General features: G+C 43.6%; 12 protein-coding genes. 3 read left to right on the top strand and 9 right to left on the bottom strand.

Going from position 1 to position 16,607, the window contains the following annotated elements; translation table 11 throughout:
• Positions 1–73: 73 nt before the first annotated feature.
• Positions 74–2,599 (bottom strand): ABC transporter permease, encoded by a 2,526-nt coding sequence (locus QQK00_RS18640; RefSeq protein ID WP_284219219.1) that lies wholly within the window; start codon positions 2,597–2,599, stop codon positions 74–76.
• A gap of 17 nt (positions 2,600–2,616) precedes the next feature.
• Complete coding sequence (locus QQK00_RS18635) at positions 2,617–3,330, bottom strand: ABC transporter ATP-binding protein (protein WP_284219218.1); 714 nt, start codon at positions 3,328–3,330, stop codon at positions 2,617–2,619.
• Between the two features lie 19 nt (positions 3,331–3,349).
• Between QQK00_RS18635 and QQK00_RS18630 the strand changes: the two genes are divergently transcribed.
• Entirely contained in the window at positions 3,350–4,039 is a 690-nt protein-coding gene (locus QQK00_RS18630; protein WP_284219201.1) for an arylesterase, read from the top strand.
• 82 nt (positions 4,040–4,121) lie between these two features.
• Here QQK00_RS18630 and QQK00_RS18625 read toward each other — a convergent pair whose 3' ends face one another.
• The 3 genes from QQK00_RS18625 to QQK00_RS18615 all read right to left on the bottom strand — a co-directional run bounded on the left by QQK00_RS18625 (position 4,122) and on the right by QQK00_RS18615 (position 9,375).
• Complete coding sequence (locus tag QQK00_RS18625) at positions 4,122–8,303, bottom strand: S8 family serine peptidase (RefSeq protein WP_284219200.1); 4,182 nt, start codon at positions 8,301–8,303, stop codon at positions 4,122–4,124.
• A 171-nt stretch (positions 8,304–8,474) separates the two neighbouring features.
• The gene (locus QQK00_RS18620; protein WP_284219199.1) at positions 8,475–8,993 is read right to left on the bottom strand and encodes an RNA polymerase sigma factor; all 519 of its coding nucleotides are present in this window, start codon (positions 8,991–8,993) and stop codon (positions 8,475–8,477) included.
• Between the two features lie 118 nt (positions 8,994–9,111).
• Positions 9,112–9,375 carry a hypothetical protein gene (locus tag QQK00_RS18615; RefSeq protein WP_284219198.1) on the bottom strand — a complete coding sequence of 88 codons (264 nt, stop codon included), beginning with the start codon at positions 9,373–9,375 and terminating at the stop codon, positions 9,112–9,114.
• 313 nt (positions 9,376–9,688) lie between these two features.
• On the opposite strand from QQK00_RS18615, the gene QQK00_RS18610 reads away from it, so the two are divergent.
• A complete protein-coding gene (locus tag QQK00_RS18610; RefSeq protein WP_284219197.1) occupies positions 9,689–10,495 on the top strand; it encodes a substrate-binding periplasmic protein in 807 nt (268 codons plus the stop codon).
• 352 nt (positions 10,496–10,847) lie between these two features.
• On the opposite strand, the gene QQK00_RS18605 is transcribed toward QQK00_RS18610, so the two are convergent.
• Together QQK00_RS18605 and QQK00_RS18600 are read right to left on the bottom strand one after the other, a co-directional pair.
• A complete protein-coding gene (locus QQK00_RS18605) occupies positions 10,848–11,066 on the bottom strand; it encodes a hypothetical protein (protein ID WP_284219196.1) in 219 nt (72 codons plus the stop codon).
• Positions 11,056–11,310, bottom strand: coding sequence for a hypothetical protein (locus QQK00_RS18600; protein ID WP_284219195.1), 255 nt, complete (start codon positions 11,308–11,310; stop codon positions 11,056–11,058). Before QQK00_RS18600 ends, QQK00_RS18605 begins: the two co-directional genes overlap by 11 nt.
• Before the next feature lie 31 nt (positions 11,311–11,341).
• Between QQK00_RS18600 and QQK00_RS18595 the strand changes: the two genes are divergently transcribed.
• On the top strand, positions 11,342–11,713 hold the full coding sequence (locus tag QQK00_RS18595) for a helix-turn-helix domain-containing protein (protein WP_284219194.1): 372 nt from the start codon (positions 11,342–11,344) through the stop codon (positions 11,711–11,713).
• A gap of 87 nt (positions 11,714–11,800) precedes the next feature.
• Here QQK00_RS18595 and QQK00_RS18590 read toward each other — a convergent pair whose 3' ends face one another.
• Positions 11,801–12,601 (bottom strand): tetratricopeptide repeat protein, encoded by an 801-nt coding sequence (locus QQK00_RS18590; RefSeq protein ID WP_284219193.1) that lies wholly within the window; start codon positions 12,599–12,601, stop codon positions 11,801–11,803.
• Positions 12,602–12,620: 19 nt separating this feature from the next.
• The coding region (locus tag QQK00_RS18585) for a LysM peptidoglycan-binding domain-containing protein (RefSeq protein ID WP_284219192.1) at positions 12,621–16,607 on the bottom strand (3,987 nt) is incomplete at its 5' end.

The raw sequence follows: 16,607 nt of genomic DNA, 5'->3' as shown, positions 1-16,607 counted from the left end.
CACTCGCCTCACCTGCGATGCAATGAATTCTAGCTTGCATATCATGCATCGCAGGTTAAACGAATTAGTTACCTCACACCATTTTTCGTAACAAGGCACTTGTGTTAAGCGACAATAGTCGCCAGCAACCAAACGCGCCCAAAATACCAACAACTATTGCTCCAGCGATAGGCGCAATTGCCCAATACTCCATGTGAAGCGAAGGCGGCATCTGGAACACACGAGACTGCAACATATACAAGCTAAACTCATTGGCAAGTGCTGCCATGAGACCTGCAACAACGCCAATAATGATAAACTCATTTATAACGCTAAATCGTATTCTTCTGCCTTTTAGACCAAGTGTACGCAATATCGCAAGCTCTTGTAGACGCTCGTCCATACTGGCTTGTACCTGCGCAATTAAGACCAAACCACCCGCAATTAACACAAGGACTAAGATAAACTCAACTGCCATCGACACTTGACCAATGATTTCTCGCAACTGGTCAATGCGCGCATCCACATCAAATAATGTGATACTAGCAAAGGGAGCCATAAGCATTGAAATCTCTGATTTACGCGATTCATCTAAATGAAAGCTCGTAATATACGTGGGACTGAAATTTTCCATTGCTTTAGGGTGCAGTACAAAAAAGAAGTTGGGTTGTAATGTTTGCCAATCTACGGAGCGCATACTAGTTACCGTGGCAGTAATTACCTCACTCCCCACATTAAACGTCAACTCGTCCCCCATTTTTATGCCCAAGTTTTCCGCCAAGTCGTTGACAATGGACAAGGGAATCACTTGTTCACTATTTGATGGGTCTGGTTGCCAATCACCCAACCATTCGCCGTCGGTAATTTCATTACCTTTTTGTAGTTCAGTACTCCACGTAAGATTCGCTTCTCGGCCCAAGCCTTGGCGACCTTCGTCAGCAACCTCTTCGCCTTCTTTCGTAATATCTGTACGTATTTTTTCGTCATTGATAGAAACAAAACGCCCACGTACCACCGGGAAAAATTTATCGTATTCAATGTTAAAGTCATCAAACTGCGTGCTTAAACCATCTTTTTGAGATTCAGTAATATTCGCAATAAAATAATTGGGCGTGCCTTCCGGCAACTGATCACGCCATTGTTTAATCATATCGTTTCGCATTACCAGCACCACAAGCAGCAGCATGATAGTAATGGCAAAACTAATTAGTTGAACGGAGTTACCCATTGCTCGTCGACGTATTCGCGCCCACGCCAATGTCCACGATCCCATGCCGCCTGAACCCAGTTTTCGCCCTAGCATGATGAGTAAAAACGTCATCCCAAGGAGTAGCGCAACCAATACAATACCTGATGCAAACAAAATACTGCTTATCAATAAATCGCCGCTGTAAAACAGCATAAGCAAAAATACCGCAGAACCGGAAAACAAAAACTGCAGTGCCCTTGATGACAGGGTTGCATCAATGTCTTTTCGCAGCACGCGTAATGGCGGCACCGAGAACAATTGTAATAGAGGGTAAAGTGAAAACAGCAGTGCACACGTAATACCGGTAAAGACTGCAATACCTAAAGGTCGCCAATACCAAGTATCAAGCGCGATGGGCACTGAATCCGCTAATAGGCTTACGACTAGCTCTTGCAAGGTATAACCAATAATCACACCTAAGACAATGCCTAGCGCGGTGATAAAGCAAATTTGGATTAAATAAATTTTTCTGACTAATTGTTTACTTGCCCCGAGGGTTTTCATTACTGCCACGGGATCAAAATGACGTTGACTAAAGCGTTGCGCAGCCACTGCAATAGACACTGCAGCTAAAATAATAGCGAGTAAACTTGCTAGCAAAAAATATTCTTCTGCGCGCGCAACAGACCGACCAATGGGCGAATCATCATCTTCTATACTTTGCCAACGATGTATTTCGCGATCCAGTTGAGGTCTAAGCCAATCGTAGTAATCGTTGATATCTCCAGAGTCACCGGCAAAATAATATTTATAAGTTACTCGACTACCAGGTCCGGCAATATTCGTTGCGGCAATATCGTCGGATGACATTAAAATCATCGGTTCGGTATCAAATACACTAAAACCGCCATCCGGTATTTCATTCAAAATTTTACTAATTTGTAAGGTAGCGTCACCGACATCAATATTGTCACCAATGTCTACCCCTAACAACTGAAACAGCCGAGAGTCAATCCAAGCCTCACCAGACTGCGGTGCTTGGTCGGTAACACTTGCTTGGCCAAACGGTATATCAGACAATTTAATTTGGCCTTTTAATGGATATTGACTATCCACTGCACGTAAATCTGACAACGATAAATTGTCACCAGCAAATGCCATTGAACGAGCAGATAACTGAAATGCAGTGCTTAAGCCTCTCTCTTGCGCTTCGGCTATCCATTGTTGGTCGACGGGCGAACTAGAGCGTAGTTGACTATCTGCGGCAATAAATTCTGCAGAACGGTCAGTTAGGGCTTGTTGCAATCGCTCACTAAACAGCGACAGCGCAAGTACAGAGGTAACAGATAACACAATGGCCAGAAGTATAATGGTTAACTCCCCTCGCCGCGCCTCATGTTTAAATAGTCGCCATGCCAGCGACGTTGCCATACTATTAGATGCTTGCACTATTGCTTACTCCCCGCCTGCATACTCCCCTCTACCACTTTTAATTGCGGCGATACCTCGACCAACTCACCTGCCGTCATACGCAGCTGGCGCTGACATCGTTTAGCCAGCTCATCGTCATGTGTTACTAACACCAACGTGGTTTGTAAGTCTTCATTCATTGCAAACAACAAATCTTCCACTTTTTCTGAATTGGCAGAATCTAAATTACCGGTAGGTTCATCAGCAAAGAGAATTTTTGGTTGCGTGATAAATGCTCTTGCAATTGCGACACGCTGTTGCTCTCCGCCAGATAGTTGATTAGGAAAGTGATGCGCACGATGTTCCAACCCGACCTGCTTCAAAATTTTATTCGCACGCCCTTTAGGATCATCTAAACCTGCAATTTCGGCGGGTAGCATAATATTTTCTAATGCCGTTAAGCTTTGGACTAACATAAAACTCTGAAAAATAAAGCCTACTTTTTCACCACGTAATCTTGCACGTGCTTCTTCATCCATGCGATGAAGTGGTTCACCGTCTAAGAAAATCTCGCCACCCGAGACTTCATCGAGTCCAGCGAGCAAACCTAACAAGGTAGATTTACCCGAACCAGACGCCCCAATAATGGCGATTGTTTCGCCGGGCTTGACTTCAAAGCTAATTGGATGAAGAATCTGAAGTGAACCTTCGCTCGTATTTACTTTCTTAGTTACACTTTTCGTTTCAATCATATTAGGGGTATTGCTCATAGTGTCTATATTCTCATCGTTTGCATTTATTCAGCGAGTTAACATCGCAAAACTGTTTTTACTTAGTGTTCTGTCGATTAGTCTTTTATTCCCCCTATATGTTCATTCAGATCAGGGAATAAACAAGCAAGAAAATGTAACAAAGCATAAACTACTCGTTTTAGGCGATAGTTTAAGTGCTGCTTATGGTTTAACTGAAGCGCAAGGATGGGTTGCCATACTCGCCAAAGATTGGCAATCGGCAAATCAGCCCATTGACGTAATAAACGCCGCCATTAGTGGCGATACTACAGATGGCGGCCTAGCTCGCCTGCCTCGTTTACTAGCATTACATTCACCAAGCCATCTTTATATAGAATTGGGGGGTAACAATGGCTTACAAGGGCACAATCCCAAAAAGATTAAAGATAATTTAGCAAAAATGATTGAAATTGCGCAAGCAGAAGAGGTTGAGGTTATTTTGCAAGAAATTCAAATCCCTACTAATTTTGGTCGTCGCTACACCAAAATGTTTACTGAAAATTATCACGACCTCGCAGATAAATATAATGTGCCTTTAGTACCATTTTTCTTACAAGATATTGGTTTAGATAAATCGCTCATGCAAGCTGACGGTATTCATCCAACCGCAGAGGCGCAATTTATGGTTGTTGAATTTTTAAAGCCTAAATTAGAAGGCATATTATTTTAAGCTTTTGTAGAGCGCACTTTGATGTGTATGTAGTGCCAAAAAGGATCTCAATTTTTTATTGAGATCCTTCTGTAACACCTTACTAATGCCTGCGGCTAACCGAGTATCTTATCGTTAATAGCACGGTCAAAATAATGAACACATACCAGCCAATGCTACCGCCCTTTCTGTTGTCCACTACTAGCACTTGTATTGTTTTTGTTTCAGACACCTTATTGCCGTCGCTAGCACTTACTGTAAAATTCATGATCCGGTCGCCCGAAACTAGCGGTGCAGTAAAGCGAAGTGTGTTTTCTTCAATCGTTAAGGGAATAATCAGTCCTGATGTTTGTTCCCATTCGTAAGTAAGTTCGTCTTGTTCAGCATCAGTGCCAGTTGCAGTAAGTACTGTACTCTCGCCTTCAAAGGCCAGCACCCTCGAATCAACGTCTATTTGTGGTGCATCATTTATGGGTAAAACGTCTATGGTAACCTTAGTTGGTTTCGAAAAACTCCCCTCGTTTGTCGCCACTTTATAGCTGAACATGTCCTGACCATAAAAGTTAGCGTTTGGCTGATACAAAATACTGTCATTTACAAGCTCCGTTTGACCATGCGTTGGCATGCTAACAATTTCGAGGCTGGTCGGGTCAAGCGCGTTCTCATTCCTGATTTTGATTAAGCGCGCCACGTCGTATGTTGCGCCTGCGTCTAAATGAGCGTCTATTTTTACATTCGCATCGCCACTGTCGTTGCTGAGCACATCAATGACCACACTGGTATCTTCTTGCGTATGCTGCTTGTCAGGACTTGTAGAATCTTGATTGTCGGCCAAACTTATTTCGAACTGAATATTAGCCTCCCCCATCAACCTACTTTCAAGTTTTAGCCTAAAACCTTCATCAGAAATGTTATTCGGTATACTGTTGCCTTCACCACGAAAGTAGTAATTCACCCCGACTAAGGCATCAGCGCTCTCAGCACCAATGCTCGCCGACAGCGGCATAGAAGGTATGGACAAATAATTAAACCAAATATTGTCTGTATTCTCTTGGATAATCAGTTGAAAACTATATGTGTCAGGCCCCTCGCCTTCAAATTCATCGAAGCCAAATACCTGTACCCCATCCCACTCCGCAATCAGATAGTTGATACCCTCGATAGTGTGAATTGCAGTGCGCAAAAAACCACCACCAAGATCATCGGGATTATTCGGATCTTTGTAGTCATAGTCTGCCCACAGGGGCGCTAGCACATTGTTAAGGTTGTCTTGCTGAGGAAATTGTTGTGGCGAGGTAACAGCAAAAGGATTGATGTTGTTTGCGCCCGGCAACGCAAAGCCATTACTAGAAATAGCAATACTGCTGTATTGTTCACCGTAAAATTCGAAGTTAAAGTCCATCACTCGGCTGAAGGTCACGCAACTGTTTTCGCAAAGCACGGGCGCAATACCTAAAGACGCCAGCGTGCCGCCATCCCATGGCAATTCAGGCACTAAGGCCATATTACCTGCTGATAAACTGCCCGCCCATTCGATTTTGTTCTCAGCAGGCTTGTAGATTAGCGTATCTGTTTGACCATTTAGCTCAGTCACCGACTGGCTTTGCTCAATAATCTGAGCATTGTCTGGCACCTTAATTTCTACCTGCGGGTTTTCCGTAAACCCGATATTGCTTACCTTTACGCTCACTGGAATGTCGCCGCCGTTATCCGTTAAGTCAGAGCTAGTGCTAAGTGCAGCGGTATCTGTATTGTCATTGGTAAAGACGGCTAGCGGCACGTGTTGCGCATAACCGTCGCCATTACGTAGATATAATAGACCAAACAACCACGCGCTATCATCCACATTACTGGTATCAAATTCTACGCTTATGCTTTGCTTATCGTCGTGTTGCCCGTGTGAGGCAAAGCTTATTTCTTCAGTGTTTAAGGTTGTTGTAATGTCGGTGTTATCAAATACTACACTGAGCTGCCATTGGCTTGCTTCGTCCAATAGGTTTTGTATATCGATAGTTGCGGTGCAACGCCCAATACAGGCAGGGTCTGCAAATGAGGCTTTTTTAAAGGCTAGCTTAGCGTTTACAGCGGCTAGAATATCTAAACGACCGCCGCCAATACTAAACGCATCAGCTGCTGTATCGAAAGACGTAATATTTGTATTGGCTGTTGTAATAATGGCCGATTTAATCTGTGCGGGTGTCCAATCAGGGTGTTGTTGTTTGATTAAGGCAACTGCTCCCGCTACATGAGGAGATGACATACTTGTACCAGAAATAATGGTATACCGAGGAGACAAATCCACCTCGCCCGGCGGTGGGCCAAACGGGCCGTTATCAATTACCGGTGGTGGCGCAGATGCCGACAGTACAAAAGTACCAGGCGCAGCTACATCGGGTTTTAACACGTGCGGGTTATTGTTTGGTCCGCGCGAACTAGAGAGATTCAAGGTTTCCGAAAACTCTGGATCAACAAAGGCACTTGGCGTCGCGACAATAGTAATACTAGGAAACGCTTCGCCTATGCTATCAAATAAGTCCAATCCCGTGGCCCGTGATACGCCTAGCACTGGTAAGGCATAATCGCGCCGAAAGGGTTCAAATGGGGCCCGAACACTCGCATCAGACACACTACTTTGATATACAATGACTGCCTTGCCCCCGGCAGCTTGTGTGTTTTCGACAACCGCTTCCATACTGCAATTATCGCGGTAGTCAACTAACACGGCGGCATTTTCGAAGGTAGGAAAATCAAAGCTGTATTCACAACCGTCGTTTGCGGACGCGCCCAGTTCACTAAAGGAACGCAATGTTAAGTGGAGGTCTTCTGTTAATGCTGGTGTGTTTGAATTATCATCAGGGTCTTGGCCAGGATCTAAATCAAACGGCGGAACACTTGGTTGCGGTTCAATATCTTCGCCCTGCAAAGCGATGTATTCTGCCCCTGTAGATAAGCGCAGCTTATGCCCAAAAAAACGGCCATGCATAGTATTAGCCACTGTAATACCAGACTCAATGCATCCCGGACAATTAATACTCCCCGAATCACCAAACCGCCCAGCGTTACCGGCCGAGTTTACAATGGTAATACCTAAAGCCTCTGCGTCGGCAAATACATTTGCATAAACAGAGTTTTCAGGCATCTCACCACTAAATGAACCCCATGAGTTATTGATGACATCTGCGCCATCGTTCACTGCATGTTCTAGCGCTTCTAGCAACATGCTGTCGGTACCAAACGTGCTGCCATGACTGGAATACAAGGCCTTGTATACCATTAAATATGCCCCCGGTGCTACGCCCGCTATATCTACCGGTACACCAGTAAATTCGATAGATACTGGATTACCGGCCGCAATGCCGGCAACGTGGCTACCGTGGCGATTAAGCCCCAACGGACTAAAATGTTCACCCGCATCCAAACCAAAAAAATCATGTTCAGTTGGGTTAACCCAACGCGCAAGAATGACCTTGTTATTACAGAAATTTGCATCGCCATCTACCGCCCGGCAATAATCTGGATGCTGAGAAAGGTATTCGTTGTCAGATAAATCGACAGGCGTCATGCCTTCGTCAGAAAACATCGGGTTTTCGATCCGAATACCCGAATCAATAATTGCAATTTTAATGCCTTTGCCCGCGTCCTGCTGGCCGCCTACTTGCTGCCACACGCTCTCTGTATTAATTAATTGATGGCTAGTGTCTAAATGCACGTAACGCTTTAAATCTGGGTAGATGCGCTTAACCTCGGGCATCTTACGCAAAGTATCTATATCTTGCTCAAACGCGCTAACAGCAAAACCATTAAATACCGTTTGGTAAGTTTTACCTATGTCGATAGCTGGTGTTCGCTGCTGCATTTTTGCACTAAAGGCAAATTGTTTGTCAGACAGGTCGTTTACATAGGACGCAACCGATGGTGAGGATAAGAGCTCACTACGATTGACTGGCGAAGCATTAAGCGATGCAATAGCTCCGTGTGTCGCGCCTAGCGCTCGTAAGGTTGATGCCTGCGTTAATTGCTTTGCTAAATGACGCCCAACAGAAGGCGCATTTAGCTCAACGATATAGCGTTTTTTATTCGCATGTGGAGGGTTTGCAGTATCCTCACCATTATTTACTGCTGTGTGATTTACTGTAGCATGATTTAGGGCTGCTCGGTCATATCGATAATCTAGCTTTTTAGGCGTTTCAGCAAATGCGTAAACACAAAAAGCGGCCAAAGAAAAAACAATTAAAAATGCATTCTCTAAGGTAAGTAAAGAGGATAAAAAATTTTTAGTACGCATATCTTTTAAGCCATTAATTTTGCCATATAAGCAAGGCGGTATGTTCGTACCTTAGATGCTACAAAGATTTAGATATGCAAACTTCTACAATTCGTGAACGAATGTAATTATTTGTATTCGACTGCGAGTAACGCCTTAAACAACTCATTTTGTTACGAATAATCTTTATGTTTAATCGATACCTTGGCGAACCAAGTCGTCAAGATCTTGCGCTAGTTTACTTGGACATTTGTATTGCCTAATCGATTTTTGCAGTCCTATGGTTCTTAACGCTTGTTTGGTTTCATGTAAGTTAGCTTGTAACGTGTCATAACTAAACTGTTGCGACGTCGAAAAAATTATGTCGGCAGGATCCACTCTTTTTTTCTTAATTGCTCCGCTTATCTTTTTGTCACAAGCACACTTAGCACTTGGCGTAACTTGTCCGCAACGTTTGTTCGTAAAGGCAGTAACTTTTGCTCGTGCTCGTGATAGTTGCTGACGAAAATTATCCCGAGTTATGCCCAGTATTTCTCCACCTTCGTTATGTTCAAATTCAAGAATGTCACCAAGTATATAAGCCATCCTATGTGATCTATTCAAACAAAGTAGCATGGCAATCGTGCATGAAATCCGTAGTTCATTTAGCAATATTTGGTATTCAGGCGGCGAGTAGTTTTCAACCGTGGTGTTAGTTTGCTCAATGTCCATACAATGCCTTATAAATTGAATGTAAGCGGGAGCGCTACTTACTCACACCCGCGACTGTTTTGCATTTTATGCCGTTAACACTAATTAGCGCTTATTTGACCATGTGGATTGTCGATAACTAACAACCATTTTCCATCGTCTTGTTTTTGCAATACCGCAACAGACAAGCTTGATTGGGCTCAAACATTATCACCGCCCCCTCCGTATAACTTTGCATCACCTCGTCGATATGTTGCTGATGAAACGCAGCGGTCATATTGTTTATCGTTTTGATTACATTTTGTTGTTCACTATTCATTGTGTTGCCCTTGCTAGCTATTGCTGTGTTGGTAAAGTAAAGCCCCAGTACTACAGCCATCACTTGATTAAATTTAGCGTTCATAGCCTTCTCTAGTTATTAAGGTTTAAGATGAGTAAATTTCCTTACTCATTAAATTAGACACGCGTCATTAGTAGGGTGTGACAACATTTATTAAAAATCGCACTTAAATCGATACAGGTGCAAGTTTACGAGTGTTTATCAGACATTGCTCCTTATAAAACATAGTGTTATCGTAGTTTTTACGCACAGCGCAAAAATTCATCGTTAAGATACTATTTATTTTACTTCGTTTTGTAGTCTGAATTGCGCCTACTTATTAGTAAGCACTAGCGTTGCCTATTACTCTACTGAGGATTGCGACAGGCAGTTAATCATGCGAATTAAATTGTTAATTTGGCAATTATATTCACCTGTTCGTGCAGTTATTTTAATCTTGGTGATGCTTTGTCCCCCCTTTGTCAGCAAGGCCGACACAGCCCCCTTAGCAGCCGCGGCGCGTCATCGTCCGCCGTGGATAACCGTAGACAAAAGTGGCATCAATGGCCCGTTATACGAGATTGCAAATGAAGCTGCCATTCGTGCTGGCATTACACTTAAGTGGCGCCGTGAACCATTCGCCAGAACACTTAATGCGCTATCGTTGGGCAACGACATTCTGCTGCCCCGCATGGCAAAAAACGAGGAAAGAGCGGGTTATACCAGCTTTACGGTGTCTGTCTTAGATATTGAAAGAGAAGTGATTTTTGCGGTGTCTACACGCAAGTTAATTGACATAAATAGTTATGCAGACTTGGAAGGTAAACTCATAGGTGTTAAACGCAGCGGCAGTTACTTTAAAACATTTGACGAAGACGAACGGCTATTTAAGGTGATCGTAAAAGACGACATTCAGTTGGTAAAAATGTTAGATGCTGGTCGCTTTGAGGTCGCAGCAACACCTGACCGAGTATCATTTGAAGAGGCGGCAACAAAAAATAACGCAACTCGGTGGAAATACGCAAAATATAAACATACATTTCCGACCGGCATATATTTTGGTTTAAAAAAAGGATCATCCTATTACCTCCCATTTAACCTTGCGTTAATCGACATGCAAAAAGATGGCAGCATTGCGGCAATTTTTCAAAAGTACGGTATAAACACTTGTTTAGAGAACACCTTTCTTCTTATGTGTGAGTAGGTGTTCTTGAAACTGAACCTTCGTTGTTCTTCCAAGTTTCGCTTAGGTATCTCGCAACGCGGAGACTGCAGTTCCAACAATCGAGTTGCCCAATGCATTGGTGACCGCCACTTAGCTTGGCTAAAGAAGTCATCGTCAAGCAGCGGGATATCCTCTGTCTCGATGTCTTTATCATCCAAGGTGGATAATGTTGTCCAATCCGTTTTTGATGGCATTGTTATAATGTGGTCACCGCACTATTCGTCATACGCATCGATGATGCGTTTAATGTCTTCAGGACGGATATCCGATTGTTCAGCTTTAGAATACAAGGCAACTAACACCCGTTGATTGTCTTTGATAAGGTAGTAAATCATACGATACCCCCTCGCTGCCCTTGTTGGCTATCTAGATTTCTTATCCGTACTTTGTACACCGGATACCCAACATGAGGGATTTGTTCGCCCGGTAACTTGCCTGACATGATGTCATTAATCACCGGTTGTACGCCTAATTTTACTTGTCTATATTTTTTTGCAATACGTTTTAACGCACGTTTAAAGCTCGTCGAATACCTAAGGTCAATCGACATCAATGTCATCCCACAGGGTATCTATGGGGTGTACATTCCCTTCCACCGTATCTTGCCAACCCGCGGCGAATGTCGCTTTCGCGCTCGGCCAACTCACGCTTTCTCTAAACAAGTGCACTATCTGTAATAACCGTTCACGATGCTCTTCAGGCACCTGCTCCCCTTCTTGGCATAGCGCACTGAGGAATGGATCGTCATTCTGTTTACTGCTCGCCGTTTGCATTACTGCCTCGCTTCGTTGCATATCTATAAACTCCGTTATCATACACCCTCGAATGATGGATAAACAACTATTGAGTTGCATCGCGATGAGTTTTCCAACCCGCTTTTTGCAACTAAGGAAAGACAATAAGCTCACCCAACCCCAGATGGCTGAGAAGGTCGGTATCCATATTACCCAAGTGAAACGCTATGAAGCCGGTCAAGCACAACCGTCCATTGAGCTACTAAAAAAAATCGCCACCGCGTTTAACGTCACCACCGACTGGATGATTTTTGAGGAAGGAGAGCGGGATTTACCCGATGGATTACAACTTAAATTTGAGGCGGTCAGCCAGATGTCTGATGAAGATCAGCGCACCATCCAATCGCTGATTGATGGCATGTTCTTAAAGCACACGGCAAGCCAACTACAGAGAGTGGGATAAGCCGCTAAGAAGTGATAGCAGCTAAAAGCAAGACGCCCCTGCTAATGCAAGGGTGATTAAATCATTACCTACATCAACATCAATTCATCAATAACTTTCTGCTTCTTGATGTAACAGATATTGCTCTCGAATATGGGAGGTTATTCTCTGAAATTCAGGTGTGGATTGAGACTCAGGGTTTGATTGAACGAGTAGCCGAAGCATACCTAAAGAATATTTAAATTCTTTTAAGTTTGAATATGCAAGTGCTACTGTCAACATTAACTCAGCATCAGCCTGTAAAGACTCTGATAATTCTATTGCTTCAGATGCAGCAACCGTAGCATTTTTGTCTTGAGCAACTTCATAATAAGCTATAGCCAAGTTTCTGTAAGCATATGGGTTTCCACCCAACTTTTTAGCTTTTAACCCATTTTCAATAACAGACTTAAATTCTTTTTTTATCAGCATTACTCCTGTTAAAGAGGCATAACCATCTGGTAGATCAGGATATTCCTCTATAAAAGTTTGCATTCTTACATGAGCTTTATTCAACAAATCCCAATTAATATCTGCAAATGCTCTAGTTGATTGCTGAAATGGTAAATCAGCCAATGCAAGTTTAAGGGCAACATCATTATCTTTATCTACATCTAATCCTTTATTAAAAGCAGCTTCTGCTTCCGTAAATTTTGCATTTTCTAGTAAAAGCCAACCTAGCTTTAAATAGTAAAAGCTAGACTCACCACAAGTACCCTTTTTCTTTTCCCACATAGACAGAATTGCTTTTATATCTGTTCCCTGAGTAAACTTATCAGCAATAGATTCCCACTCTTCATCGCAAATAGTTTGGGCATGCACAGCTGATGCTCCTACCATAAGTAATCCTGAAATTAATATTTTTTTCATATATTTCCCACTCTTGTTCTTAATTACCGAAGAGCTGCCCGTGCAGTGTCGTAAACGATTGCTGTATAGGTTCTGGATTTACCGTCACATCCAAACCGAGTTGCAAACGGCCTCCAATAATAGCCGTCAGACCAGCTCCAAAAGTGGCTCTGATACGTCCGTTGTTTGCAGAAAAACCAGCATTAATTGCACCACCAACTCCTCCAGCGTTCAAATCTCCGCCGATCGAAGCTTCATTGACGGTAATCAACCCACCAAAGAGTTCGATGGGGTCAACATTTTTGATTTGACCTGATGCTTGTAATGCAACCGCCTCAGCTTTCCCTGCAAACCCAACCTGAACTCCTCTTCTACCTGCGGTGAATTGTCCTTGTAAACCTGCCTCAGCAACTGAACTTACATCTGTATTTCCTTCTAAACCAAGAAACTCACCTTGAGCCGCAGCTAATGTGAAGCTTCCACGGGCATTTACCCCTGCTACTGCACTAACTGACTTAGCATCTGTTTGCAAATTAGCAACGCTCTTAACTTGTCCCTCTAATAGCAGGCCATCAAATCCATCAAGTAAAGCTATACTACCACTTACATCAAACAATACAGACTCTGCTTTAACCTCAAGGCTAGTCTGTAGCTGAGACTGCTGAGTTTCCCTTAATGACCTCTGATTTAAAGGGTTTTGAACAAATCCTCTATTTACACTTCCTTGATCGAGGTTATTAAATCGGCGTACGCCATTTGTGTCAGTAACAGTAGCGTTTCTAGTTGCTGGACCACCTATTGTAGCATTACTGTTGCCGAGGCTTGTGTTGATATCGCGAGAAACAAACTTAGATTTGCCAAACACAGTAAGTCTATTGTCTGTAGTTCGAATGGTATTTTGCTCTGCCGTAGCTCCAATTCGAGCCTGCGCTTTCCGCACAGAGATAGCTTTAGCAGCTAAATCCCTGAACAACTCATCACTTTGTGCTACAAATGCCGAAGCGCGTTGCGCTCCAGCATTTTGACTCGCTACTATCGACGCATCAAAATCCGCATTAGCCTGCGCTTGTTGCGCTGCCGCGACTCGACTTAAGTTTGAAGCGATTTGAGCTTCTTGCTTGCTTAAATCTGCTTCTAAGCTGGCATTAAGTGCGTTATTTCTATCAACACTGCCTTGAGCTAATGCGGCATCCAATTTTGAGGTATCAAGTGTCCCAGTAAAACGAGGCTCTGGTTGTTTTTGACTAGCTCTAACAATCGAATTCCCCAGCGCATTACCAAACGCATCCGTCGCCACGTCAACAAAATTCCACGAACCTTCGTTAAAGAATCCTTTCTTCACGGCATAGTTTATCCCAGAGCGTGCAATACCGCCAACTGTATCTCCCACAATACCCGTTGGATCAAGGTTTTCAAAGAATTCTCCACCACCCAAATTAAGTTCGCTACCTACAAAGCTAGTAACACCTGCAGCAGCCACATTAGCCCACCTGAAGCCACTCGGTCGGCCGATGATTTTATTTGCAGCGGCTGCCGTAGCAACACCTGCGACAGCAGTAAGTGCCTTTCCGGCCGAAGTAAGTGCTATTTGTTCGCCTGCTTTACCAGCTGCAAATACGCCATTGACACCTTCCGCGATATTTTTTCCAACACCTAAATGTTGTCCAATGCCTGCCGTTACAAAGGCTGTAGCGCCACTCACAAATGCACTACCTAAATCAATACCACTCTGCACGCCTAACGCGACACCCGTAGCTTGCCCCGCCAAATTACCTGCTGCTGCACCGACAAATGCTGCCCCTGGCGAACTAGCCAATGCGGTTACACCGTTTGCAAACGTACCACCCAACCCAGATGCTGCACCTGCCGTATAGACCGTGACAATGACCGTCACAACAATAATCAATATCGTTGCAATGGCATTACATCCAGCCTCTGGTGGTGGCGGAATATACGGCACGTTTGGCGTTGTATCGCCAATGACTTCAGCAACATTATAGGGAGTAAAGGTATCAAAGCGATTGCTTGTATTAGCTTGCTCTGGGATGTTGATGCTTTGCCCAGCCGTTAGCTTGTCGTCTGCACCTTGGGTCAAGCCATTAGCGTCGGCTATCACATACCAAAGGTTAGCGTCGCCATAAAATTGGTTTGCTAATACGCGCAGTGTTTCGCCATCTCGAACTGTGTGACTTCTGCTACTTGTCGCACTATTTGGGTTCACACTTTGTAAGTGTGCCGACTTCACATTTATTTGGCCATTTTCTTTTAACTCACCTAAGTACTGGCTACCGTTAAACATGTAATGGCTAGTTAATGAACCTTTATTAAGTCCGAATTCTGTACTTGCCGGTTCAAATTTAATCTGGTCGGCAATGGTTTGAATACCTACTGGCAAACCTCCCATTACGTTACCTATACTACCTTCGGTCACCTCAAACGGCTTAACACCCTCGTGCGTTCTCGTCTGTTCACCATGTTGACGGCGGATCAATTTGCCATCAGCGGTGTAATCAAAATAGCGTGCTTGCACTTTTGTGCCTTCTAAAGGCGTGTTATCTTTATTCAGCTGCCTTTCTTCTACTGCAACACGGTTACCATTTGCGTCGTAAAACGATTTTGTTCGGGCAATACCAAAATCTTTAGTTCCTGCTCCCGTCACTAACTTTTCAAGGTAGCTTTCACGGCCCTCATATTCATAACGAAAGTTTTGCGTAAACGTTGCAGGCGAGCTACTACTGCTTAAAGTAGGTCGTTTTAACTGATTGTAGTGCATGGTAGTTGTGCGGCCTGCGCCATCATAAACATAACTGGTAACACTTAATTTATTGGCCTCGGTAGTTACCTCTTCTTTGGTGATAACATCTAAGTCTGTAAAATCGGGGATTGCACCGAATACATTATTTTGCACTTTATTGGCTGCAGCTTCAGATGATAAACCAAACGATTCAACACTCTTTATTTGCCCATCATCATTGTAATCGTATACTTGCACCGACTTAACCGAGTTGGCCAAAGAAATTTCAGATAAAAGCTCATCTAAAATTTCGTCTACATAATCATCACCTGATTCATTATTGCCAAGGTCTACAGTTTCTGTCGGACTAAAATAAGTGGCTGTATTTGTCACCTGTTGCAGCAAATTATACTCGTGTTCTACCGACGAAAACCAAGCACGACTAACTGTAGTATCCACGCCCAGGTGCCCTTGACTTTGATATAAGTCGTAATAATTTAAGTTAAGCTCTTCGATATCGAGCAATCGATGACTCTGACTTAAACTCCCTTGCGCGTTGTAAGTCATGCGCTGAACATTTTTTCCTTGATTGGTATAAACATACTCCGCTCGACCCACTGCGTCATATACAGTAAATTGTGTATCAGTCGCGAAAACATACTCATCTTTATTCTTGTCCCAAACCGCGCCATCTAAGGTCACGCGATTAGCTGCGTCATAAGTAAACAGATACTTTTGTGAGGTAGCGCCAATACCAGGTTTCAGCTCTCCATGAGTCGACAATTCCGTATCACCATCTGTTACAAAAAAGGTAAGTCGTAGTTCTTTTGTGAGCCCACTTACATAGTTGGCTAAGTTAGTTAGTTGGTCTCCAGTACTTGTCAAACGGCCTGTTTGTTCGTTGTAAGATAACCAGTTAGCAAGCTCTGGTGGAATTGTAATTTCCGGTGCAGATGTCGATTCCGCGGCAACTGTACCTAATTCCAATGGCGTTGCGAACGACGCGCTTCTTACGCTAAATGAAGATAAACTTGTGTCACTAAAAGTATTTACATTTGCTTGGCTAGATAACGCACCAGTAGCGAGCGCGGGAGCTGCCTCTGTCACATTTGCTTGCTCCGTATCACCTGCAGTATCGACTAACTCAATACGTACGCCATATTGAGCACTGTTGCTTAAACCTTCAAAATAGGCAGGTACGCTAATATTTAAGTCTTCACCAACAATGGCTTCAATCGTCCCAACCGCAAGTTCACGTGGACCATCTACCACTAGTGTAAATTCACCTTGGGT

This window comes from Agaribacter marinus (genome assembly GCF_030160655.1).
Classification (GTDB): Bacteria; Pseudomonadota; Gammaproteobacteria; order Enterobacterales; family Alteromonadaceae; genus Glaciecola; species Glaciecola marina.
This window is presented reverse-complemented; position numbering and strand designations above follow the sequence as displayed.

Bases quoted from the DNA above. Each gene is read 5' to 3' on its own strand.
- QQK00_RS18590 (WP_284219193.1), bottom strand. From the start codon at position 12,601: ATGAAAAAAATATTAATTTCAGGATTACTTATGGTAGGAGCATCAGCT.
- QQK00_RS18595 (WP_284219194.1), top strand. From the start codon at position 11,342: ATGATGGATAAACAACTATTGAGTTGCATCGCGATGAGTTTTCCAACC.
- QQK00_RS18605 (WP_284219196.1), bottom strand. From the start codon at position 11,066: ATGTCGATTGACCTTAGGTATTCGACGAGCTTTAAACGTGCGTTAAAA.
- QQK00_RS18625 (WP_284219200.1), bottom strand. From the start codon at position 8,303: ATGCGTACTAAAAATTTTTTATCCTCTTTACTTACCTTAGAGAATGCA.
- QQK00_RS18600 (WP_284219195.1), bottom strand. From the start codon at position 11,310: ATGCAACGAAGCGAGGCAGTAATGCAAACGGCGAGCAGTAAACAGAAT.
- QQK00_RS18615 (WP_284219198.1), bottom strand. From the start codon at position 9,375: ATGAACGCTAAATTTAATCAAGTGATGGCTGTAGTACTGGGGCTTTAC.
- QQK00_RS18620 (WP_284219199.1), bottom strand. From the start codon at position 8,993: ATGGACATTGAGCAAACTAACACCACGGTTGAAAACTACTCGCCGCCT.
- QQK00_RS18640 (WP_284219219.1), bottom strand. From the start codon at position 2,599: ATGGCAACGTCGCTGGCATGGCGACTATTTAAACATGAGGCGCGGCGA.
- QQK00_RS18610 (WP_284219197.1), top strand. From the start codon at position 9,689: ATGCGAATTAAATTGTTAATTTGGCAATTATATTCACCTGTTCGTGCA.
- QQK00_RS18635 (WP_284219218.1), bottom strand. From the start codon at position 3,330: ATGATTGAAACGAAAAGTGTAACTAAGAAAGTAAATACGAGCGAAGGT.